The sequence below is a fragment of the Streptomyces sp. NBC_00513 genome, from assembly GCF_041431415.1.
GTDB lineage: Bacteria > Actinomycetota > Actinomycetes > Streptomycetales > Streptomycetaceae > Streptomyces.
Genome location: NZ_CP107845.1, coordinates 6,007,580 through 6,029,840 on the forward strand (window position 1 = coordinate 6,007,580; position 22,261 = coordinate 6,029,840).

General features: G+C 72.5%; 15 protein-coding genes. 11 read left to right on the top strand and 4 right to left on the bottom strand.

Annotated features, from left to right (window positions below; all coding sequences use genetic code 11):
• Positions 1–80: 80 nt before the first annotated feature.
• The 4 genes from OHA84_RS27605 (at position 81) to OHA84_RS27620 (ending at position 7,922) form a co-directional block, all read left to right on the top strand.
• Positions 81–3,854: a S8 family serine peptidase gene (locus OHA84_RS27605; protein WP_266969317.1), complete on the top strand. Its 3,774-nt coding sequence runs from the start codon at positions 81–83 to the stop codon at positions 3,852–3,854.
• Between the two features lie 102 nt (positions 3,855–3,956).
• Positions 3,957–5,558, top strand: coding sequence for a protein phosphatase 2C domain-containing protein (locus OHA84_RS27610; RefSeq protein ID WP_266969315.1), 1,602 nt, complete (start codon positions 3,957–3,959; stop codon positions 5,556–5,558).
• Between the two features lie 66 nt (positions 5,559–5,624).
• Complete coding sequence (locus OHA84_RS27615; protein ID WP_266969313.1) at positions 5,625–7,367, top strand: pyruvate dehydrogenase; 1,743 nt, start codon at positions 5,625–5,627, stop codon at positions 7,365–7,367.
• Positions 7,368–7,619: 252 nt separating this feature from the next.
• Positions 7,620–7,922: an ATP-binding protein gene (locus OHA84_RS27620; protein WP_371591608.1), complete on the top strand. Its 303-nt coding sequence runs from the start codon at positions 7,620–7,622 to the stop codon at positions 7,920–7,922.
• A 51-nt stretch (positions 7,923–7,973) separates the two neighbouring features.
• Here the strand turns inward: OHA84_RS27620 and OHA84_RS27625 are convergent, their stop codons facing one another.
• Both OHA84_RS27625 and OHA84_RS27630 read right to left on the bottom strand, forming a co-directional pair.
• Positions 7,974–9,032, bottom strand: a complete 1,059-nt coding sequence (locus OHA84_RS27625; protein ID WP_053681412.1) for a DUF2637 domain-containing protein — start codon at positions 9,030–9,032, stop codon at positions 7,974–7,976.
• Positions 9,033–9,224: 192 nt separating this feature from the next.
• Complete coding sequence (locus OHA84_RS27630) at positions 9,225–10,091, bottom strand: (2Fe-2S)-binding protein (protein ID WP_053681410.1); 867 nt, start codon at positions 10,089–10,091, stop codon at positions 9,225–9,227.
• 155 nt (positions 10,092–10,246) lie between these two features.
• Between OHA84_RS27630 and OHA84_RS27635 the strand changes: the two genes are divergently transcribed.
• The gene (locus OHA84_RS27635) at positions 10,247–10,900 is read left to right on the top strand and encodes a GntR family transcriptional regulator (protein ID WP_234350201.1); all 654 of its coding nucleotides are present in this window, start codon (positions 10,247–10,249) and stop codon (positions 10,898–10,900) included.
• 88 nt (positions 10,901–10,988) lie between these two features.
• Here OHA84_RS27635 and OHA84_RS27640 read toward each other — a convergent pair whose 3' ends face one another.
• Together OHA84_RS27640 and OHA84_RS27645 are read right to left on the bottom strand one after the other, a co-directional pair.
• The gene (locus tag OHA84_RS27640; protein WP_053681405.1) at positions 10,989–11,765 is read right to left on the bottom strand and encodes a hypothetical protein; all 777 of its coding nucleotides are present in this window, start codon (positions 11,763–11,765) and stop codon (positions 10,989–10,991) included.
• Between the two features lie 154 nt (positions 11,766–11,919).
• Complete coding sequence (locus tag OHA84_RS27645; protein WP_053681403.1) at positions 11,920–13,596, bottom strand: PucR family transcriptional regulator ligand-binding domain-containing protein; 1,677 nt, start codon at positions 13,594–13,596, stop codon at positions 11,920–11,922.
• A gap of 253 nt (positions 13,597–13,849) precedes the next feature.
• Here OHA84_RS27645 and OHA84_RS27650 point away from each other — a divergent pair, with 253 nt between their 5' ends.
• The 6 genes from OHA84_RS27650 (at position 13,850) to OHA84_RS27675 (ending at position 22,196) form a co-directional block, all read left to right on the top strand.
• Positions 13,850–14,746 (top strand): xanthine dehydrogenase family protein subunit M, encoded by an 897-nt coding sequence (locus tag OHA84_RS27650; protein WP_053681400.1) that lies wholly within the window; start codon positions 13,850–13,852, stop codon positions 14,744–14,746.
• A gap of 2 nt (positions 14,747–14,748) precedes the next feature.
• Positions 14,749–15,357 carry a (2Fe-2S)-binding protein gene (locus OHA84_RS27655; protein ID WP_053681398.1) on the top strand — a complete coding sequence of 203 codons (609 nt, stop codon included), beginning with the start codon at positions 14,749–14,751 and terminating at the stop codon, positions 15,355–15,357.
• Positions 15,358–15,359: 2 nt separating this feature from the next.
• Positions 15,360–17,765 (top strand): xanthine dehydrogenase family protein molybdopterin-binding subunit, encoded by a 2,406-nt coding sequence (locus OHA84_RS27660; RefSeq protein WP_053681396.1) that lies wholly within the window; start codon positions 15,360–15,362, stop codon positions 17,763–17,765.
• A gap of 357 nt (positions 17,766–18,122) precedes the next feature.
• The gene (locus OHA84_RS27665; RefSeq protein ID WP_053681393.1) at positions 18,123–19,586 is read left to right on the top strand and encodes an NCS2 family permease; all 1,464 of its coding nucleotides are present in this window, start codon (positions 18,123–18,125) and stop codon (positions 19,584–19,586) included.
• A gap of 79 nt (positions 19,587–19,665) precedes the next feature.
• Entirely contained in the window at positions 19,666–20,829 is a 1,164-nt protein-coding gene (locus OHA84_RS27670) for an XdhC family protein (RefSeq protein ID WP_266969309.1), read from the top strand.
• A gap of 128 nt (positions 20,830–20,957) precedes the next feature.
• Entirely contained in the window at positions 20,958–22,196 is a 1,239-nt protein-coding gene (locus OHA84_RS27675) for a GNAT family N-acetyltransferase (RefSeq protein ID WP_266969307.1), read from the top strand.
• The last annotated feature ends 65 nt before the right edge of the window (positions 22,197–22,261 follow it).

Genomic DNA, 22,261 nt, shown 5'->3' on the forward strand with positions numbered 1-22,261 from the left:
CATTCGCCGGTCGACAGCCACGCGCACGGCAACTTTGCCGTGCGATGAGGCAGTTGGTCGGAATTCACCTGGGGAGAGCGATGCGCCCGATATCGCGCACGGCGCTGGGAGCGGCCGTCGCGGCCGTCCTGGCCGCCACCGCCGTCGGCCCGTCCACGGCACAGCCGAGCGACGGAACGAAGGACAACAGACCGCTCGTGGGAAGCGAGGCGGCCGGCGCACACCCCTCGACGCCCGTCACCGTCACCCTCGTCACGGGCGACCGGATCCTGGTGTCCACCGACGCCGCCGGCCGCGGCGCCGCCACCGCGATGCCCCGCGAGGACGGCTCGCAGCCCGTGGTCCAGACCCGCCGGAGCGGCAAGGACCTGTACGTCTACCCCGAGGGCGCGATCAAGGCGCTCGCGGCGGGCACGGTCGACGAGGAACTCTTCAACGTCACCGGCCTGATCCGGCAGGGCTACGACGACGCGCACGCCAAGAAGCTGCCGCTCATCGCGGTCTACGACGGCTCCGTGAACGTGGCGCGCTCCGCGCCCCCCGCACCGCGCGGCGCCGACCGCTCCCTGGTCCTGCCCTCCATCGGCGCGGTCGCCCTCACCGCCGACAAGCAGCAGGCCGCCGCCTTCTGGACGGACGTCATCCGCCCCGCGGCCGGCGACCGATCCCGCACGGCCGGCGGCCTGAAGAAGCTGTGGCTGGACGGCAAGGTCCGGGCGAACCTGGAGCGGTCCACCAGACAGGTGAACGCGCCCGCCGCCTGGGCCGCCGGTTACGACGGCAAGGGCACCAAGGTGGCCGTCCTCGACACCGGCACCGACCTGGACCACCCCGACCTCAAGGGCCGCGTCGCGGAGTCGAGGAACTTCACCGACTCCGACACCGACGCCGACCGGCAGGGCCACGGCACCCACACCATCTCCACCGTCGGCGGCTCCGGCGCGGCGAGCGGCGGAGCGAAGAAGGGCGTCGCCCCCGGCGCCGAACTCCTCAGCGGCAAGGTCCTCAACGACCAGGGGTACGGCCTCGACTCCTGGATCATCGCCGGCATGCAGTGGGCCGTCGACAGCAAGGCCGACGTGGTCTCCATGAGCCTCGGCGACCCCTCGCAGACCGCATGCGACGACCCCATGAGCGCCGCCGCCGAGCAACTCGCCCGCACCTCCGGCACCCTCTTCGTGATCGCCGCCGGAAACGCGGGCCCCGGCAACAACACGGTGTCCTCTCCCGGTTGCGCCCCCAGTGTGCTGACCGTCGGCGCCGTCGACCGCGACGACACCACCGCCTCCTTCTCCAGCCGCGGTCCCGCCGGTCTCCCACACACCCTCAAGCCGGAGATCGCCGCCCCCGGCGTCGGGATCTCCGCCGCCGCGATGGGCGGCCGCGGGGTGTACGCGTACCAGTCCATGTCCGGGACCTCGATGGCCACCCCGCACGTCGCGGGCGCCGCGGCCATCGTCAGGCAGCGCCACCCGGACTGGACTCCGCGGCAGGTCAAGGCGGCCCTCGTCGGGTCCGCGAACACGAAGGTGCCCGGTGACGTCCGCCAGACCGGCGGCGGCCGGCTCGACGTGAAGGCGGCGATCGACACCACCGTCACCTCGGCGCCGGCCGTGCAGGGCGGCAGGTACAACTGGCCGCAGGACCGGGGCGACCGCACGAGCGTGGACGTCCCGTACACCAACACGGGCACGAAGGCGGTCACGCTGTCCCTGGCCGTCGAGAAGGTCACCGGCAACGACGGCTCGACCGTCCGCTCCCGGGTCGCCCACCTCGACCGGCGCACCGTGACCGTCCCGGCCGGGGCCACCGTCAAGGTGCCGCTCGCCCTGGAGCCCGACGCGAGGCTGGAGCGCTCCCAGTACGGGGACGTCACCGGCCGGGTCGTCGCCACGGCGAACGGCGTACGCGTCTCCACCCCCTTCTCCCTGTACGTGCAGCCGCGGACGGTCACCCTGCGCGTCAAGCTGATCGACCGCGCCGGCAAGCCGGCCGGCGGGCCGTCCTCCCTGGACGTCATCGGCACCGACGACGCCAGTGGCGAGCGCCGCTTCAACGAGGGCGCCGCCGACCAGGTCTACCGGGTCCGACCGGGCTCGTACTTCCTCTCCGCGTTCGTCGGCACCCCCGACGCCGGCGTCGCGGAGAACCCGCTCGTCGACTCCCTCACCTACCTCGGCCGCCCGCAGGTCGAGGTCGTGAAGGACACGGTGATCGTGCTGGACGCCCGCGAGGCGGCCCGGCTGTCCATCGCCACCGACAAGCCCACCGAGGCCCGTTCCACCACCCTCGCCTTCTCCCGCTCCTGGGACGATGCCTGGCTGCACGCGGGCACCGCGCAGGGCGGCCGATCGATCCGCGGCTACTACGCCTCGGTCGAAGGGAAGGCCAAGGAGGGGCAGTTCGAGTTCGGCAGCTACTGGCGGGCCGCCGCGCCCCTGGTCTCCGAGCTGAAGGTGGCCGGCGGCCCCACGCTGCACCCGACCACCGCCTCCCTCGGCAGCGACAACCTCGACGGAACCGGCTCCGCGCCCCTGGTGAACGCCGGCGACGGCACCCCCGAGGAACTGGCCGCGGTCTCCGCCAAGGGCGCGATCGTGCTGGTCAAGACCGTGGACGGAGCGCTCTACGAGGTCGCGGAACGCGCCAGGGCCGCCGGCGCCAAGGCCGTGCTCGCCCACCGTGACGCCCCCGGCCGCTGGATCGGCTTCACCGGCTACGCGGGCGGCTCCCTGCCGGCCCTGTCCATCGAGACGGGCGAGGCCAAGGCCCTGCTGGCCCGGCTCGACGCGGGCAGGGTCACGCTGAACTGGAAGGCCACCGCGAAGAGCCCGTACCTCTACAACCTCGCCCAGATCGAGAAGGGCGAGGTGCGCGGCGAGCGCACCTACCGGGTGCGTGACCGCGACCTCGGCGCCGTGGAGTCCACCTACCACGCCATGGGCGTCGGCGCGGACTTCGTCGATCTGGTCGGCGCCTACCGGCCGTCGGGCAACGCCGTGTTCTTCGGCAGCCTGGAGACCGTGGCCGTGCCCGGCAAGCGCACCGAGTACCACACCGCCGGCGACACCGCCTGGGACCACCTGCTCTCCAGCAGCTTCCCCTGGGGCGAGTTCATGACCGACCGACAGCGCACCTACACCAAGGGCTCGAAGCGCACGGAGAGTTGGTACGACGGAGTGATCGGCCCGGTCGCCCCGCGCGACACCGCGGGCCGGCCGCTGCTCGCCGCCGAGCGTCAGGGCAACCTGATCGGCTTCGCCTCCGCCATGTGGGGCGACAGCGGGCACTACGCGCAGCCGGGCTCCTTCGGCGACGCCGGGGGACTGGTGCTCAAGCGCGACGGCGAGCAGATCGGGGACAGCGGGTACCCGTCCGGGGTCTTCGAGGTCCCGGCCGGCGAGGCCACGTACGAACTCACCCAGCAGGTACAGAAGTTCGGCCAACCGGCCCGTACCTGGCAGCGCTCGCAGGAGATCCGGACCTCCTGGACCTTCCGATCGAAGGAGGACCCCGCGCAGTACTCGCAGGCCCTGCCGATCCTCTTTCCGGCCCTCTCGATCCCGGAGGACGGGGTGAAGACCCTCCCCGCGACGAACGGCCGGACGATCGGCCTGGGCGTCACCGGGCACGCGGGCTACACGCCGGGCGCGCTGAAGTCGGCGAAGCTGTCGTACTCCTACGACGGTGAGAACTGGACGCGGGCCGAGGTCGACGAGCACCGCGGCACCTGGACCGCGCGCGTGGACCACGCGGGCGCCGCCGGCAAGCCGGTGTCGCTGAAGGTCGAACTGACGGACGCGAACGGCGCGTCCGTCACCCAGACGGTCGTGCGGGCCTACGACATTCGTTAGCCCGTACGACTGAAGCGGAGAGGGTTCACCGGGCGGCGGCCCGGTGGGCCCTTTTCGTGTGTTCCGCGTTTTTCGCCGCCCCCGACGGCCGACAATGGAGGCATGAGTCAGCGGGGTGCGGACGACTGGTGGCAGAAGCTCTACGAGGACCCGGACGCGGTACCCGAACCCGATCCGGGCGACACGCTGGACCAGCGTTACCGCTCCGCGGTGGTCCTGGTCAAGGAGCCGGAGGCGGGCACGGGGGTGGGCGCGGGAGCGGGCAAGGAATCCGGTCCGGGACCGGTGGACGCGGGCGCACCGACCGGGCCGGCCGGCGCGGTACTGCCCGCCCAGCGGCGGGAGGCCGAGCCGGAGCGGGAGCCGGAAGGGGCCGGGTCCCGGGGCGGGGACACCCCGCCGCCACCGCCGCCCCCGCCACCCCGGCCCCCCGCGTACGTGCCCCCGCCCCCGCCTCCACCGCCCCCGGCGTACCCGCCGCCGCCCGCGACGCGGGACCCGCGGACGGCCGGCGCCACCGGCTACGCCCTGGGCGACGTGGTCGTCCCGCCCGCCGAGCCCGAACCGGCGTGGGCCCCGGAACCGGGCCACCCGGTGCGGTCGCCGGAGCCGCCCGAGCCGCCCGTCCGCGGCCGGGGGGCGCCCCGCGAGGAGGCACTCCCCGCCGCGCCCACCTCGGTGCCCGCACCCTTCCGGGAGGCTTCGCCGCAGGCCGGGACCGCACCCGGGACCGCACCCGGGACCGCACCCGGGACCGCACCCGCGCCGGAGCCGCCCCGGGAGGCGCGGCCGCCCCGGGGCGCCCCCGCCGAACGGCCCGAGGTGCGCCACCTCGGGGACCGGGCCCCCACCTACAACGCCGAACCGGGAGCACTGCCCCCGGCCGATCCCGCCGCGCTCGACACGCTGACGCCCGACACCGTGCTGGAGGGCGCCCGCCACGGCACGTACACCCTGCGCGCCGCGTCCGTGCGCGGGGACTCCGCCCGGTTCCGGGGCGAGGCCCGGCGGGACTCCCTGCTCACCGCCCGCTTCGGAGCCGGCGACGCCGGCCTGGTGCTGGTGGTGCTGGCCGGCGGCGACCGGGCCGCCCCCGGGGCCAAGGAGGCCGCCGCCGAACTGTGCCACGCGGTCGCGGCGGCCGTCGGGCGCAGCCACGAGCGGCTGTCCGACGACATCCGGGCCGGGCGCCGCGAAGCCCTGCGCTCCGGCCTCCAGAGGCTGACCGACCGGGGGTACGGGCGTCTGCGGGTCCGGGCCGCGGAACTGGGTCACGCCGAGGAGTCCTACACGGCGGGGCTGCGCGGGGTCCTGCTGCCGGTGGACCCGGAGTGCCGCAACCGGGTGTGCTTCGGCGCGGGCGCGGGCGGCGTCTTCCGGCTCCGCGACGGCCGGTGGCAGGACCTGGAGCCGGGCCGGGCCCCGGCCCCGGGACGGACCGCACCGTCCGAGGCGCACCCCGAAGGGGGCGTGGGCAACGGGTTCCTGTTCCGCGCGTCCGTGGCCCGGCCGGGGGACACCCTGCTGCTCTGCTCCGGCGGACTCGCGGACCCGATGCGGGAGGAGGGTCTCCTCTCGGCCGAACTCGCCGCCCGCTGGTCCGAGGGGGAGCCGCCCGGCCTGGCCGCCTTCCTCGCGGACGCCCAGGTCCGCCTCAAGGGATACGCCGACGACCGGACGGCCGCCGCGGTCTGGGAGGCGTAACGGCGCGGAACGTGCGTGGATGGAAGGCGCACACGGCAGTGCCGATCCGGAAAGGGCGCCCCTTCCATGGCCAAGCAGAACGTGGCGGAGCAGTTCGTCGACATCCTCGTGCGCGCGGGCGTGCAACGGATGTACGGAGTCGTCGGTGACAGTCTGAACCCGGTCGTCGACGCCATCCGCCGGACGGACGGCATCGAGTGGATCCAGGTACGACACGAGGAGACGGCCGCCTTCGCGGCCGGAGCCGAAGCCCAGATCACCGGCAGGCTGGCCGCCTGCGCCGGGTCCTGCGGCCCCGGCAACCTCCACCTGATCAACGGGCTCTACGACGCCCACCGTTCGATGGCCCCGGTGCTCGCCCTCGCCTCGCACATCCCCTCCGGCGAGATCGGCCTCGGCTTCTTCCAGGAGACCCACCCCGACCGGCTGTTCACCGAGTGCAGCCACTACAGCGAACTGATCTCCAACCCGCAGCAGATGCCCCGGGTGCTCCAGACCGCCATCCAGCACGCCATCGGCCGCAGCGGCGTCGGGGTGATCGCGCTCCCCGGGGACATCGCCTCCCTCCCCGCCCCGGAGAAGAGCGTCGAGCACGCCCTGATGACCGCGCGGCCGACCGTGCGGCCCGGCGACGGGGAGATTGAGAAGCTGGTCCGGCTGATCGACGAGGCCGACAAGGTGACGCTCTTCTGCGGCAGCGGCACGGCCGGCGCGCACGCCGAGGTCATGGAGTTCGCCGGCCGGGTCAAGGCCCCCGTCGGCCACGCGCTGCGCGGCAAGGAATGGATCCAGTACGACAGCCCGTACGACGTCGGTATGAGCGGGCTGCTCGGCTACGGAGCGGCCTACGAGGCCACCCACGAGTGCGACCTGCTGATCCTGCTCGGCACGGACTTCCCCTACAACGCCTTTCTCCCCGACGACGTGAAGATCGTCCAGGTGGACATCCGCCCCGAACACCTCGGGCGGCGCTCCCAGCTGGACCTCGCCGTCTGGGGGGACGCGCGCGAGACCCTGCGGGCCCTGAACAGCCGGGTGAAGGTCAAGACCGACCGCCGTTTCCTCGACCGGATGCTCAAGAAGCACGCGGACGCGCTGGAGGGCGTCGTCAAGGCGTACACCCGGAAGGTGGAGAAGCACACCCCCATCCACCCCGAGTACGTCGCTGCGGTCCTCGACGAACTCGCCGACGAGGACGCGGTGTTCACCGTGGATACGGGCATGTGCAATGTGTGGGCCGCGCGCTATCTTTCCCCGAACGGCAAGCGGCGCATCATCGGCTCCTTCAGCCACGGCTCCATGGCCAACGCACTGCCCCAGGCCATCGGCGCACAGTTCACCGATCGCAACCGTCAAGTGGTCTCCATGTCGGGTGATGGCGGTTTCTCGATGCTGATGGGAGATTTCCTCACCCTCGTGCAGTACGACCTACCCGTCAAAGTGGTCCTCTTCAACAACTCCGCCCTCGGAATGGTGGAGTTGGAGATGTTGGTTTCCGGCCTGCCCTCGTACGGAACCACGAACCGCAATCCCGACTTCGCGGCCATCGCCCGCGCGGCCGGCGCCTTCGGGGTGCGGGTGGAGAAGCCCAAGCAGCTCACGAGTGCTTTGAAGGACGCGTTCCGGCACAAGGGACCCGCTTTGGTGGACGTGGTGACCGACCCCAACGCCCTGTCGATTCCGCCGAAGATCAGCGCCGACATGGTGACCGGTTTCGCACTTTCCGCCGGCAAGATCGTGCTGGACGGCGGAGTGGGCCGCATGATCCAGATGGCTCGATCCAATCTCCGCAACGTACCGCGCCCGTAAGCCCGAAGGAGTGCGGATTCCCCTGAGGGGCATGCATCCCGTAGGCCTGTTCGAGAGACATGGACACGGGGGAGGTACATCGCCGTGCGGGTGGGGGCGAAGATCGGAAAGCCGTGGAAGAGAGGGCGGCCGGAGCCGCGTGAACCGTCCGCCGAGGACGGGGGCGCGGCGGACACGTCGGGGATCACCCGCAGCGTGCGCCGGGCCGACCTCAAGGCAGTGGGCGAAATACGCCGTTCGTTACGGGAGTTGATGCGCCACCGGTGCCGATCCGACGCCGCCGACGTGGCGGAGCTGCTCATCACCGAACTGGTGACCAATGCCCTGGTCCACACCGAACAGGGCGCGGAGGTGTCCGCGAGCCTGGCCGCCACCCGCTTGCGGGTCGAGGTCCGCGACTACGCCTCCCGCCGGCCCCGACCGCACGTACCGACCGCCGACGACGGTACGCACGGCAGAGGGCTGGTGCTGGTGCAGGAACTGGCCGACGAATGGGGCGTGGACACCCTGGCGCGCGGCGCCGGCAAGGTCGTCTGGTTCGAGCTGGAAGCGTGAGAGCCGCTCCGGGTGCGCGGCGCTCGGAACGGCCCTCGGGGGTGCGGTGGATCAGCCGAACTGCTGCTCCAGGTCCTTGAGTTTGCGCTCCAGGGAGTCGAGTCGTGGAATGGTCTGGGTGTCGTCCTCGGCGGTCAGGTCCACCGTCCGGGGGCCGGTCACCTCAAGGGAGTCCGTTCCGTTCACGGCCTGCAGGGAGGGCCGGCGGCGCAGGGGAAGCTGTCCCGCTTCCGGTATGGCCGGCTCCGCGCCGACCGGCGCGGAGCCCGTTCCGGGAGCCAGCCCCGGAACGTCCACCTGACGGGCGCGGGCCCGTCCGAACGCCCGGTTCTGCCGGCCCAACGCCTTGATGTGGGCGCGGTCCAGGCGGTGTTGCTCCCGCCTGCGGTGCCGGTCCTGCTCCTTCTCCTTCTTGTCCTCGCGCACCTCGTCCACCGCCTCGTCGAGGGTGCGTACGCCCTCCAGCAGCATCAGCGACCAGGCACCGAACGTCTCGCGGGGGGCCCGCAGCCAGCGGACCATCCGGATCTGCGGCAACGGCCGCGGGATCAGGCCCTGTTCGCGCAGCGCCGCCCGGCGGGTCTGCTTCAGGGCCCGGTCGAAGAGCACCGCCGCGGAGAGAGACATCCCGGAGAAGAACTGCGGGGCGCCGTCGTGACCCATGCCGCGCGGGGCGTGCACCCAGTTGAACCAGGCGGCCGCGCCCGCGAACAGCCAGACCAGCATGCGGGAGCCCAGGGCGGCGTCGCCGTGGCTGGCCTCGCGGACGGCGAGCACCGAACAGAACATCGCGGCGCCGTCGAGACCGAACGGGACCAGGTACTCCCAGCCGCCGGAGAGGTTCAGGTTCTGTCGGCCGAAGCCGACCAGGCCGTGGAAGGAGAGGGCGGCGGCCACCGCCGCGCAGCAGAAGAGCAGGACGTACGAGGCGGTTCCGTACACGGCTTCCTTGCGCCGGCGCCGCTCCTCGCTGCGTTCCCAACTGTCGTCGGCCGCTGCCTTCTCGCTCTCCCGCTTGCCCCGGGCCAGTACCGCCACTGCCGCAAGTACGCCCAGGATCAGGAGGCTGCCGGGCAGCAGCCAGTCCAGCGATATGTCGGTCAGTCTCATGCGGATGTCCCTTGCCTCGCGTATGCGGCTTTCCGGGCGCCATAGTGGCGCAGTCGGTCCGCCGCACACGCGGGTTTCGGGGCAAGTGGACGCCAACGGGGGGCCGGGCCCGTCGGATAGGGTGTTGTGGTTCGAACGCCCGCGCGTGCGGGTGGGGTTGGGTTCGAATCGTGTTCACCCACGCGGGTGGGTTCAGTCGGCCGGGGGTGCCTCGACCGTCGCCGTCATCCTGGCCACGCGCTCGCTGTCGCAGGTGCGGGGGCAGGTCACGCAGGTGTCCTCCGGGCGGATCGTGTAGAAGAAGCAGCAGCCGGCCCGGTCCCGGGTGGTGAGCTCCTCGCCGTCGGGGCCCGCCAGGGTGCGGAAGCCCGCGCCGCCCGTGTACGGGGCCGTGGAACCGGGCAGCAGCGCCTCCAGCTCCGCCATGACCCGCGACTCCTCGCCGAGCAGCCCCCCGATGTACCAGAGGCTCTCGACCACGTCGTCCGTCACCATGCCCCACAGGGCGCGCCGACCGCGCCGCATGCGCGGGCCGAAACCTTCCAGCACCGGTTCGAGGTGTCGGGCCACCGCGGCCCGGACCTCCCCGCGCAGCGCCTCCTCGTCGGGCACGACCCGGGCCCCGGGGAGAGCGGCCGCCGGATCGTCCGGCAGGCAGGCGAAACCGTCGACGCGCACCGCCATCCGGCCCGTGGCCCGGTGGAAGGCCACCTGTTCGGGGGACGGCCGGGGGACCCGCCGGTGCAGCAGCCACGGAACGGTGATCAGCAGACAGGCCGGCCAGGCGTACCGGTGCAGGCCGAAGCCCGCGACGACGTCGGGCCGGCCCTGGTGGCCGTAGTCCCGGAGCACCTGGGCGTTGTCCCAGGCGAGGAAGGCGTCGAGAGGCGCCCCGCCCGCCGCGAGCTCGTCGGCGCCGACCCATCCCACACCGCGAGGTCCGGGTTCGTGCGCCGCGAGCTCAGTGATCCGCAGGCCGTCGTACACCTCGGCCAGGCGTTGGTAGGCGTCCGCCACCGGAGAGCCGGCCGGGGCGGGTGCCAAGGTCTGGACGGGCATCGCGGACCACCGAATCGAGCGATCGTCAGAAGGTTAGCCTTACCTTACCCGATCGGTCGGGATCCGTATCATCGGCGCCCCCGCCGTGTCGCCTATTCTCGAAGGCACGTCGACCGCCCGGGAGGGACCGAGTGCAGGAAGCGGCCCACACCGGGGTGTCGGAGAAGTCCACCATCGCGCCACGAAAGGTACTGCGCCATTCGGTGCGCGGTCAGATCCTGGACGCCCTGCGCGCGGCACTGGTCGACGGGGAACTGGCGCCGGGGGAGATCTACTCGGGCCCGGCACTCGGCGAGCGGTTCGGGGTCTCGGCGACCCCGGTACGCGAGGCGATGCAGCAGTTGGCGCTGGAGGGGGCGGTGGAATGCCTCCCGAACCGGGGCTTCCGTGTGCTCACCCGTACCCCGCGGGCGCTGGCGGAGCTGGCCGAGGTGCGCGCCCTGCTGGAGGTCCCGGTGATGTTGAGGTTGGCCAGGACCCTGCCGGCCTCGGTCTGGGACTCCCTGCGACCGGCCGCGGCGGCCACCGCGGACGCGGCGGTGGTCGGCGACCTGCCCGGCTACGCGGACGCGGACCGGGCCTTCCACCGGGCGGTGCTGTCCCTCGCCGGCAACGAGCAGTTGCTCCAGGTGGCGGAGGACCTCCACCGCCGGTCCCAGTGGCCCCTGCCCGGTGCCCCCCGGGTGCGCCGCGCGGACCTGGTCGCGGACGCGGCGGAGCACGTGGCGCTGCTGGAGGCCCTGATCGCGGGGGACCTGGCCGTGGTCGAGTCACTCGTACGGGAACACTTCGCGGGCGCCGCGGTCTGACGGCCGGGCCGCGCGCCGGACGGCGAGGCGGTACCGCGCGGCGTCCCGGTCCCCGCCGCCGGTCCGGGCGGACGGGGCCGGGCCGGGGTCAGGCGGCGGGACTCGGGTGGAGCTGGTCCGCCAACCAGGTGGGGATGCCGCCCAACAGGTGGAACAGGCGGCGGGCCTCCGCCCGCAGACGGGCCGCCTCCGGTTCGGGTTCCGCCTCCGCCAGCGCGGCCAGCGCGGGAGCGGTGCCGATCAGGAAGCCCAGGTCCTCCCGGATCCGCAGGGACTCCGCGAACCCCTTGCGCGCCTCGGCGACCTCGCCGTCGCGCAGGGCCAGCGCGGCCAGGTGGCGCCACGTGAACGACAGCAGCAGGGTGTCGTTGTGGGCCACGGCGCCCGCGTGCGCCCGCCGGTACGCCGGCAGGGCCGCCTGCGGGGCGTCCGCCAAGTGCTCCGCGACCAGCCCCCGGCGGAAGTCCAGGAGCGGCCGGGCCCGGGATCCCGGCGAGAGCAGGGCCGCCGCGCGACCCAGGGCGGAACGGGCCTCGTCGGCCCGGTCGCGCACCCCCAACACCGTCGCGGCGTAGGCCAGATGGCCCCGCTCGCAGGCGGCCGCGCCGCGTTCGCCGTCGTCGTGCGCCACGGCCTCCGCGACCCGCAGGGCGTCCTCGGCCTCCGCCCAGCCCTGGCCGGTGAACAGGCAGCGCTCGACGAGGAGCGCGGTGCGCTGAACGGCGGCGCCCGCGTCGTGTACGTGTGGTGTCAGCAGGGCCGCCGCGTCGGTCCAACAGCCGCGCGAGCGCAGCCGCCATATCGCCCGCTGGAGAGGGTCGTCCCCCCCTGTAGAACCGGCACCGGACATGGCGGTATCCGCCACATTGCCCTCCCCAAAGCAACCAAGCAGCACGTCTTTGAGCCCTGGGGCGAAATGAGAGCACGGATCGGCGGCTTCGGCCAAGGGGTCGGGTGAACTCTTTCACAAAGTCCGGACGGCTCGTCAGTGGCCCGCGACGACCCCTTGGCGTGATTCCTCAGCTCATGCGCAGTGCGAGGAAGAAATCGAGCTTGTCCTCCAGCCGCGACAGGTCCCGTCCCGTCAACTGCTCGATTCGCCCGACCCGGTACCGCAGCGTGTTGACGTGCAGGTGCAACCGCGTCGCGCAGCGCGTCCACGACCCGTCGCAGTCCAGGAACGCCTCCAGGGTCGGGATCAGCTCCGCCCGGTGGCGCCGGTCGTAGTCCCGCAGCGGGTCCAGCAGCCGGGCCGTGAAGGCGCGGCGCACGTCGTCCGGAACGAACGGCAGCAGCAGGACGTGCGAGGCCAGCTCGTGGTGCCCGGCGGCGCACACCCGGCCCGGGCGGGCGGCGGCGACCCGGCGGGCGTGCCGGGCCTCCTCCAGCGCCCCGCGCAGGCCCTCGGCGGAGTGCACGGCGGCGCTGACGCCCAGGGTGACCCGGCCGTCGTCGGCGAGGCCGGCCGCCAGGGGCTCCCGTACGGTCGTCAGGAGCACGTCGGCGTGCAGGGCCGGGTCGGGGCCCTTGTCCTCGCCCGTGTCCCCGGAGAGCGCGGGCAGCGGCACGAGGGCGATGGCCTCGTCGCCCGCGTGGGCCACCGCGATCCGGTCGGAGGGCTCCGGCCCCGACAGGGACGGGTCGACCAGGATCTCCTCCAGCAGCGACTGGGCCACCGGCCCGCCGGCGATGTCGCCGCCCTCCCAGTCCACCCGGGCCACCACGACCTGCCAGTGCGGGGCCGCGCCCAGCCCGGGCAGCAGCACCGGGGCGGCCACCCGCAGGCGGGCGGCGATCTCCGCCGGCGGGGCGCCCGTCTGCACCAGCTCCAGCACCTCCTGGGCCAGCCGGCGGCGCACCGTGCGGGCCGCGTCCCGGCGGTCCCGCTCGACGGCGATGAGCTGGGTGACGCCCTGGAGCAGGTCCAGCCGCTCGGCCGGCCAGTCGCCCGCGTCGGCCTCGACGGCCAGCAGCCAGTCGGAGAGCACGCTCTCGCGCACGTCACGGGCCGCGGGTCCGGCGCCGCGGCCGTGTCCCCTGATCGGGAAGAGCGAGTACGTAATACCCTGAATCGAGATCCGGTGCGGTCCCCTGCGGCCCGTCCGGACCGCCGCGAGGTGCTCGCCCGCCAGTGCCGCGCAGACGCCCGGTGCCAGCGGTTCGCCCGCGCCGGCGATCTGCCGGCCCGTGGGCGAGAGCACCCAGGCCCGGAGATCGAGGTCGGTGGTGAGCAGATCCAGCACCACGTCGGGGCCACCACCGGCGGGCCCGGACGTCATGAGTCGACGGTGGCGGTCGACCACGGCCGCGAGGTCGCCCGCGCGCTCCCCGGAGACCTGCCGCACCACGTACTCCGTGATGGTGGCGAATGCAACGTCCTCGTTCACGGCGAAGAGGGGCAGCCGGTTGCGCAGACAGGCCGAGACCAGATCGTCGGGGATGTCGCCGAGCTCCGCCTCGCCCGCCGCCAGCCCGGCGACCCCCGCGCTCGCGAGGATTCGTACGAACGGCTCGGAGTCGGCCGAATTCCTTCGCCAGGCCAGGCCGGTGAGGACGAGTTCCCCTCCGGAGAGGTACCGGCTGGGATCGCGCAGGTCGGTCGTCATGACCCCGCGGACCGTCCGGTCCAGCTCCTCCTCGCCGCCCAGCAGCCGCAGCCCCAGCGCCTCGGTTTCCAGCAGTGCGCGCAGCCGCATGATGTCGCCGCCGATCTGTCTCGATGTTGCCGTTGGAAATCGGGCAGGTCGTCGCATCCTGCCTTTCATACGAATCTACAAGACGAGGGAGGTCCCCAGCCAACTCCTTCATGGTTTCGGTGACTGCACCCGGGGGACGCGCGGCTTGTGTACTGACTCCACACCGCGTTAACAGCACGTGAACGACCAGTCGAGGGCCATTGGGCCTCCTGGCTTGAAGTGAACGACACGATGAAGAAGAAGAGAGCCGCACATGGACTTCCTTCGCCCCGCCAGCTGGGAGGAGGCGCTCGCCGCTAAGGCCGAGTTCCCCACAGCTGTGCCGATTGCGGGTGGCACCGATGTGATGGTCGAGATCAACTTCGACCACCGTCGGCCGGAGTACCTCCTGGACCTGAACCGCATCGGTCTGCTGCGGGAGTGGGAGGTCGGCGAGGATGTGGTCCGGCTCGGCGCCTCCGTCCCGTACACGCAGATCATGGAGAACCTCCGCACGGAGCTGCCCGGTCTCGCGCTCGCCTCGCACACGGTCGCGTCCCCGCAGATCCGCAACCGCGGCGGCGTCGGCGGCAACCTCGGTTGCGCCTCGCCGGCCGGTGACTCCCACCCCGCGCTGCTCGCGGCGGGCGCCGAGGTCGAGGTGGAGTCCGTACGCGGCTCCCGCCTCATCCCGATCGACGAGTTCTACACGGGTGTGAAGCGCAACGCGCTGGCCGCCGACGAGCTCATCAAGACCGTCCACGTCAAGAAGGCGGACGGCCCCCAGCAGTACTCCAAGGTCGGCTCCCGCAACGCGATGGTCATCGCGGTCTGCGCGTTCGGCCTGGCGCTGCACCCCGAGACCCGCACGGTCCGCACCGGCATCGGGTCGGCCGCGCCGACCCCGATCCGCGCGAAGGCCGCCGAGGAGTTCCTGAACGCCGCGCTCGAAGAGGGCGGGTTCTGGGAGTCCGGCAAGGTCATCACCCCGTCGATCGCCAAGCAGTTCGGTGACCTCGCCTCCGGCGCGGCCAACCCGATCGACGACGTCCGCGGCACGGCGAAGTACCGCCGTCACGCGGTCGGCATCATGGCTCGCCGCCAGCTCGTCTGGACCTGGGAGCAGTACCGCGGCACCGAAAACGGCCGCTCGCTTGAAGGGGCTGCGTAATCATGCGCGTCAATTTCACTGTCAACGGCCGTCAGCAGGAAGCCGACGACGTCTGGGAGGGCGAGTCCCTCCTCTACGTCCTGCGCGAGCGCCTGGGCCTGCCCGGTTCGAAGAACGCCTGTGAGCAGGGCGAGTGCGGTTCCTGCACCGTCCGCCTCGACGGCGTGCCCGTGTGTTCCTGCCTCGTGGCCGCCGGCCAGGTCGAGGGTCGCGACGTCGTGACCGTCGAGGGCCTGGCGGAGTTCGCCAAGCAGCGCGAGGAGCACGGCCACGGCGGTGCCTGCGGCACCGGCGGCGGCTGCGGCGCCAAGGGCGGCGTCTCCCTGGACGCGGCCAGGCGGTGGCAGTCCAAGCCCGGCGACTCGCAGACCGGCGAGGGCGTCGAGCTCTCCAACATCCAGCAGGCGTTCATCGACGCCGGCGCCGTGCAGTGCGGTTTCTGCACCCCGGGTCTGCTGGTCCAGGCCGACGCGCTGCTGGAGGAGAACTCCTCCCCGTCCGACCAGGACATCCGTGAGGCCCTGTCCGGCAACCTCTGCCGCTGCACGGGCTACGAGAAGATCCTCGACGCGGTCCGCCTCGCGGCCGCCCGTCAGGGAGAGGCGGTCTGACCATGGCTCAGAACACGCGCACGGTTCCGGCGGGCACGCCGACCAACGTCACGCAGAAGCACGCCAAGGGCGGCATCGGCGAATCCACGCTGCGCCCCGACGGCACCCTCAAGGTGACCGGCGAGTTCGCGTACTCCTCCGACATGTGGCACGAGGACATGCTGTGGGGCCAGACGCTCCGCAGCACCGTGGCCCACGCCGAGATCGTCTCGATCGACATCTCCGAGGCCCTCGCGCTGCCCGGCGTGTACTCGGTGCTCACGTACGACGACCTGCCGGCCGAGATGAAGAACTACGGCCTGGAGATCCAGGACACCCCGGTGCTCGCCAACGGGCGGGTACGCCACCACGGTGAGCCGGTCGCCCTCGTGGCCGCCGACCACCCGGAGACCGCCCGCCGTGCGGCCGCCAAGATCAAGATCGACTACAAGGAGCTGCCGCTCGTCACGGACGAGGCCTCGGCCATCGCCCCCGACGCGCCGCTGATCCACCCGGGCCGCGACGACCACCACTCCGGTCACGTCCCGCACCCGAACATCGTGCACCGCCAGCCGATCATCCGCGGCAACGCGGACGAGGCCGCCAAGCGCGCCGACGTCATCGTCAAGGGCGAGTACACCTTCGGCATGCAGGACCAGGCCTTCCTCGGCCCGGAGTCCGGTCTGGCCGTGCCGTCCGAGGACGGCGGCGTCGACCTGTACGTCGCCACCCAGTGGCTGCACTCGGACCTCCAGCAGATCGCCCCGGTCCTGGGCCTCCCGCCGGAGAAGGTCCGCATGACGCTCTCGGGCGTCGGCGGTGCCTTCGGTGGCCGCGAGGACATCTCGATGCAGATCCACGCCTGCCTCCTGGCCCTGGCCACGAACAAGCCGGTCAAGATCGTCTACAACCGGTTCGAATCCTTCTTCGGCCACGTGCACCGTCACCCGGCGAAGCTCTACTACGAGCACGGCGCCACCAAGGACGGCAAGCTCACGCACATGAAGTGCAAGATCGTCCTGGACGGCGGCGCGTACGCGTCGGCCTCGCCGGCGGTCGTGGGCAACGCCTCCTCGCTGTCCGTCGGCCCGTACGTGATCGACGACGTCGAGATCGAGGCCATCGCCCTCTACTCGAACAACCCGCCCTGTGGCGCGATGCGCGGCTTCGGCGCCGTCCAGGCCTGCTTCGCCTACGAGGCCCAGATGGACAAGCTCGCGGCGAAGCTGGGCATGGACCCGGTCGAGTTCCGCCAGCTGAACGCCATGGAGATGGGCACGATCATGCCCACCGGCCAGGTCGTGGACTCCCCGGCGCCCGTCGCCGAACTGCTGCGCCGGGTCAAGGCCCGCCCGCTCCCGCCGGAGCGCCAGTGGGAGACCGCCGGCGAGGGCGCGGACGTCCGCGCGCTGCCCGGCGGCCTGTCCAACACCACCCACGGCGAGGGCGTCGTCCGCGGTGTCGGCTACGCGGTCGGCATCAAGAACGTCGGCTTCTCCGAGGGCTTCGACGACTACTCCACCGCCCGCGTGCGCCTGGAGGTCATCAACGGCGAGCCCGTCGCGATGGTCCACACGGCCATGGCGGAGGTCGGCCAGGGCGGTGTCACCGTGCACGCCCAGATCGCCCGCACGGAGCTGGGTGTCACGCAGGTGACCATCCACCCGGCCGACACGCAGGTCGGCTCCGCCGGTTCCACGTCCGCCTCGCGGCAGACGTACATGACCGGTGGCGCCGTGAAGAACACCTGCGAGGCCGTCCGCGAGGCCGTCCTGGAGATCGGCCGCCGCAAGAACGGCTCGTACCACCCCGCGTGGGCGACCGCCGAACTGCTCTTGGAGGGCGGCAAGGTCGTCACCGACGGCGGGGAGGTGCTCGCCGAGCTGGCGGACATCCTGGAGGGCGAGGACGCGATCGACCTGGAGCTGGAGTTCCGGCACCGGCCGACCGTCGCGTTCGACCTCAAGACCGGCCAGGGCGACGGCCACGTCCAGTACACGTTCGCCGCGCACCGCGCGGTGGTCGAGGTGGACACCGAGCTCGGCCTCGTCAAGGTCGTCGAGCTCGCCACCGCCCAGGACGTCGGCAAGGCGCTGAACATGCTCTCCGTCGTCGGTCAGATCCAGGGTGGCACCACCCAGGGCCTCGGCGTGGCGATCATGGAAGAGATCATCGTCGACCCGAAGACCGCGAAGGTGCGCAACCCCTCCTTCACGGACTACCTGATCCCGACCATCCTCGACACCCCGACCATCCCGGTCGACGTCCTGGAACTCGCCGACCCGAACGCGCCCTACGGGCTGCGCGGCATGGGCGAGGCCCCCACCCTGTCGTCCACCCCGGCCGTCCTCGCGGCGATCCGGGCGGCGACCGGTCTGGAGCTCAACAAGACGCCGATCCGTCCGGAAGCCCTCACCGGCACCCTCTAGGACGGCGTGTCCGGGGGCCGCGAGGCCCCCGGACCCCCAGCTCTCCGGGCGGTGTGACACGGGAACGTCACACTTGCCGACCGCACCGCCCGGAGCCCGAAGTCCGGAATACGAAAAGCCGCTCCGCTCGCGGTCCGTTCCACCGGCAGTACCCCCACGCACCACCCCCCGGAAGGCACCACCACCCCGGAGCCACCGGCAGTACCGCGAAACCCCGCAGTACCCGCAGTTCACGCAGTGCACTTTTCGCGTCGCCTCGGGCCGTCACCCCGGGTCGTGCAGCCAAACGCACCATCCCAAATCCCGCATCTCCAATCTCCAAGCGGGTGCCCCTTTGAACCTTGGGAGTTAGGCACCATGACCCAATCGTCTGTGGAGCCCAAGACCACCGCGGAAGAGGCCGGCGACGGCTCTCGCACCCCCGCCGGGCGTTCTTGGCTCGATCGGTACTTCCACATAACGCACAGAGGATCCAACGTCGGCAACGAGGTCCGTGGCGGTATCACGACCTTCATGGCCATGGCGTACATCCTTCTGCTCAACCCCCTGATCCTCTCCGGCAAGGACGTCGCCGGAAACACCATGGCCCCCGCGGCCCTGATCACGGCCACCGCGTTCGCGGCGGCCCTGACCACGCTGCTCATGGGCTTCGTCGGCAAGGTGCCGCTCGCCCTCGCGGCCGGGCTCTCCGTCTCGGGTGTCCTCGCCTCGCAGGTGGCGCCGCAGATGACCTGGCCGCAGGCCATGGGCATGTGCGTCATGTACGGCGTGGTGATCTGTCTCCTGGTCGTCACCGGCCTCCGCGAGATGATCATGAACGCGATCCCCCTCGCGCTCAAGCACGCCATCACCATGGGCATCGGCCTCTTCGTCGCCCTGATCGGACTCGTGAAGGCCGGCTTCGTCGGCGCGGGCCCGCAGTTCGGCCCCCCGGTCCAGCTCGGCGCCGTCGGTGAGCTCGCCGGCTGGCCCGTCCTGCTCTTCTGCGTCACCCTGCTCGCCATCTTCATGCTGCAGGCCCGCAAGGTCCCCGGCGCCATCCTGATCGGCATCGTGGGCGGCACCGTTCTCGCCGCGATCCTGAACGCCATCGTGGACATCGACCCGAAGGCCTGGAAGAACGGTCCCCCGGAGCTCTCCGGCTCCGCGGTCTCGATGCCCGACTTCTCGCTGTTCGGCAAGGTCGAGTTCGGCGGGTGGGGCGACGTCGGCGTCATGACGATCGGCATGATCGTCTTCACCCTCGTGCTCGCCGGCTTCTTCGACGCGATGGCCACCATCATCGGCGTCGGCACCGAGGCCAAGCTCGCCGACGACCAGGGCCGCATGCCGGGTCTGTCGAAGGCGCTGTTCATCGACGGCGCCGGTGGCGCCATCGGTGGCATCGCGGGCGGCTCCGGTCAGACCGTCTTCGTCGAGTCCGCCACCGGCGTCGGCGAGGGCGCCCGTACGGGTCTCGCCTCCGTCGTCACCGGCCTCTTCTTCGCCGCCTGCCTCTTCTTCACCCCGATCACGCAGATCGTGCCCGGCGAGGTCGCCTCCGCGGCCCTGGTCGTCATCGGCGCGATGATGATGCAGAACGCCCGCCACGTGGACTGGGCCGACACGGCCACCGCGATCCCGGTCTTCCTGACCGTCGTGATCATGCCGTTCACCTACCAGATCACCGCCGGTGTAGCCGCGGGCGTCATCTCCTACGTGGCGATCAAGGTCGCCCAGGGCAAGGCCCGCGAGATCGGTGCCTTCATGTGGGCGCTGACCGGCATCTTCCTGGTCTACTTCGCGCTCCACCCGATCGAGGGCTGGCTCGGCGTCGGCTAGCCGACCCGGACGCCCGCGCACCGAGCCGCATTCCCCACGTATCCGATACTGGAAACCGAACCTCTCCGAGGAGGCCCGCATGCTGGACATCGCCGAGGAATTGAACCGGTGGGTCGAGCAGGGACGTGACTTCGCCGTCGCCACGGTCGTGGCGGTCGGCGGGAGCGCGCCCCGGCAGCCCGGAGCCGCCCTCGCCGTCGACGGCGAGGGGACGGCCATCGGCTCGGTCTCCGGCGGATGCGTGGAGGGTGCGGTGTACGAACTGTGCCGGCAGGCGCTGGAGGACGGGGAGCCCGTCCTGGAGCGCTTCGGGTACAGCGACGACGATGCCTTCGCCGTGGGTCTGACCTGCGGCGGAATCATCGACATCCTCGTCACCCCGGTCGCCGTGGACGCTCCCGCGCGGGAGGTGTTCGCGGCGGCGCTGGCCGCCGCCGCCCGCGGGGAGGCGGCGGCGGTGGCCCGGATCGCCGAGGGCCCGGCCGAGCTGATGGGCCGCGCCCTGGTCGTCCGGGCCGACGGCTCCCACGAGGGCGGCTTCGGCGGACACCCCGAGCTCGACCGCACCCTCGCCGAGGAGGCCCGCGCCATGCTGGACGCCGGCCGGACCGGCGTGCTGGAGGTCGGCGCGGACGGCCGGCTGTGCGGGGAGCCGCTCAAGGTGCTGGTCGAGTCCAGCGTCCCGCCCCCGCGGATGATCGTCTTCGGTGCCATCGACTTCGCCTCCGCCCTCGTGCGCATCGGCAAGTTCCTCGGCTACCACGTCACCCTGTGTGACGCCCGGCCCGTGTTCGCCACGAAGAACCGTTTCCCCGAGGCGGACGACATCGTGGTCGACTGGCCGCACCGCTACCTGGAGGCCCAGGTCGACGCCGCAGCCGTCGACGCCCGGACCGTCCTGTGCGTGCTCACCCACGACGCCAAGTTCGACGTCCCGCTCCTCGAACTGGCCCTGCGACTTCCCGTCGCCTACGTCGGCGCCATGGGCTCCCGCCGCACCCACGAGGACCGCAACGAGCGGCTCCGCGAGGTCGGCGTGAGCGAACTCGAACTCGCCCGCCTGCGCTCCCCGATCGGCCTGGACCTCGGCGCCCGCTCCCCGGAGGAGACCGCGCTGTCCATCGCCGCCGAGATCGTCGCGAACCGCCGCGGCGGCACCGGCGCCGCCCTGACCGGCGCGCGCGTCCCGATCCACCACGACGGATCGAACACCGTGGTCGGACGGATAGGTTCCGTCGCTTGAAGAGCCGGCCCCTCCTCGCGGCGGGCGGCCGCACCCCCGCCCCGCACGCGGGGCGTGCCCCCGGGCGGGCGTACGGATCCGGCCACTATGGGGTGACCGGTCCGCGATGACCGATTAGTCTCCCGATCATGGTGGACATCCGCGAGGTACCCGAGGCCGAGATCGACCGCGCTCTGGAGCTCGCCTACCTGGTTTTCCACGACCGCCCCGACCACGACCGCCGGGCACTTCACCACGCCCTGCTGACCCGGTGCGCCCGCATCGGCGCCTACGACGGGGACGCGCTGGTCGGATTCATGGCCGCGCACGACTTCCGGCTCTCGGTGCCCGGGACCGACCTCGCCTGCCCCGGGCTGACCTTCGTCTGCGTCGCCCCCACGCACCGCCGCCGCGGCGTCCTCACCGCCCTGATGGACGAACAACTGCGCCGGACCGCCGCGGCCGGCGGCCCGATCGCCGCCCTGTGGGCCTCCGAGGCCGTCATCTACGGCCGTTTCGGCTACGGCGCCGCCACCCAGGGCGTCACCATCGAGATCGACTCCACCCGACCGTTGGCCCTGCGCGTCGCCCCGGACCGGCGCCCGCTGCGCCTGGTCGATCCCGCCGACGTACCGGATCTGGTCGGTCCCTACCACGAGGCCGCCCGCGGCGCCCGGGCCGGCCGGCCGAGCCGCGGCGCGGAGCGCTGGGCCGACGAATGGCTCGGCGAACACGACGAGGAGGACGAGGAGTTGAGCCCGCCCCGGACCGTCGTCCTGGGCGAGCCCGGCGAGCCGATCGCCGGGTACGTGCTCTACCGCACCAAGTCCCCCTCGGCGGCGGGGGACGGCCGGCCGCGCGGTGTGGGCCTGGTGCGCGTGGACGAACTGGAGGCCGACACCCCGGCGGTCGCCGCGGCCCTGTGGGAGTGCGTGTCCTCCCTCGATCTGACGGGCAAGGTCACCGCCTGGGGTCGCCCGGTCGACGACCCGCTGCTGCACTTCGCCGCCGACCGGGACCAGGTACGGGTCACCGCCCAGTTCCCGGCGCTGTGGCTGCGCCTGGTGGACGTCCCGGCGGCGCTGACCGCCCGGGCGTGGGGCGCGCCGGTGGAACTGGTGCTGGAGCTGTCCGACGTACGTCTGCCCGCGAACGCGGGACGGTACCGGCTCAAGGCGGGACCGGACGGAGCCGCCTGCGAGCCCGCCCGGGCCGAACCCGACCTGGTGCTGGACGTGCGCGAGCTGGCCGCCTGCTACCTGGGCGGGACCCGGGTCGCCGAGCTGGTCGCCGCCGGGCTGGTGGAGGAACGGGTCCCGGGCGCGGCGGCCGCGCTGGACGCGGCGCTGCGGACCGAACTGCTCCCGCACACCGCCGACGAGTTCTGAGCGGGCGCGGGGGCGCTCCGGCGGCGGTTTCGCGGCGGCGCGCGGGGGCGGGCGAGCGGACCGCC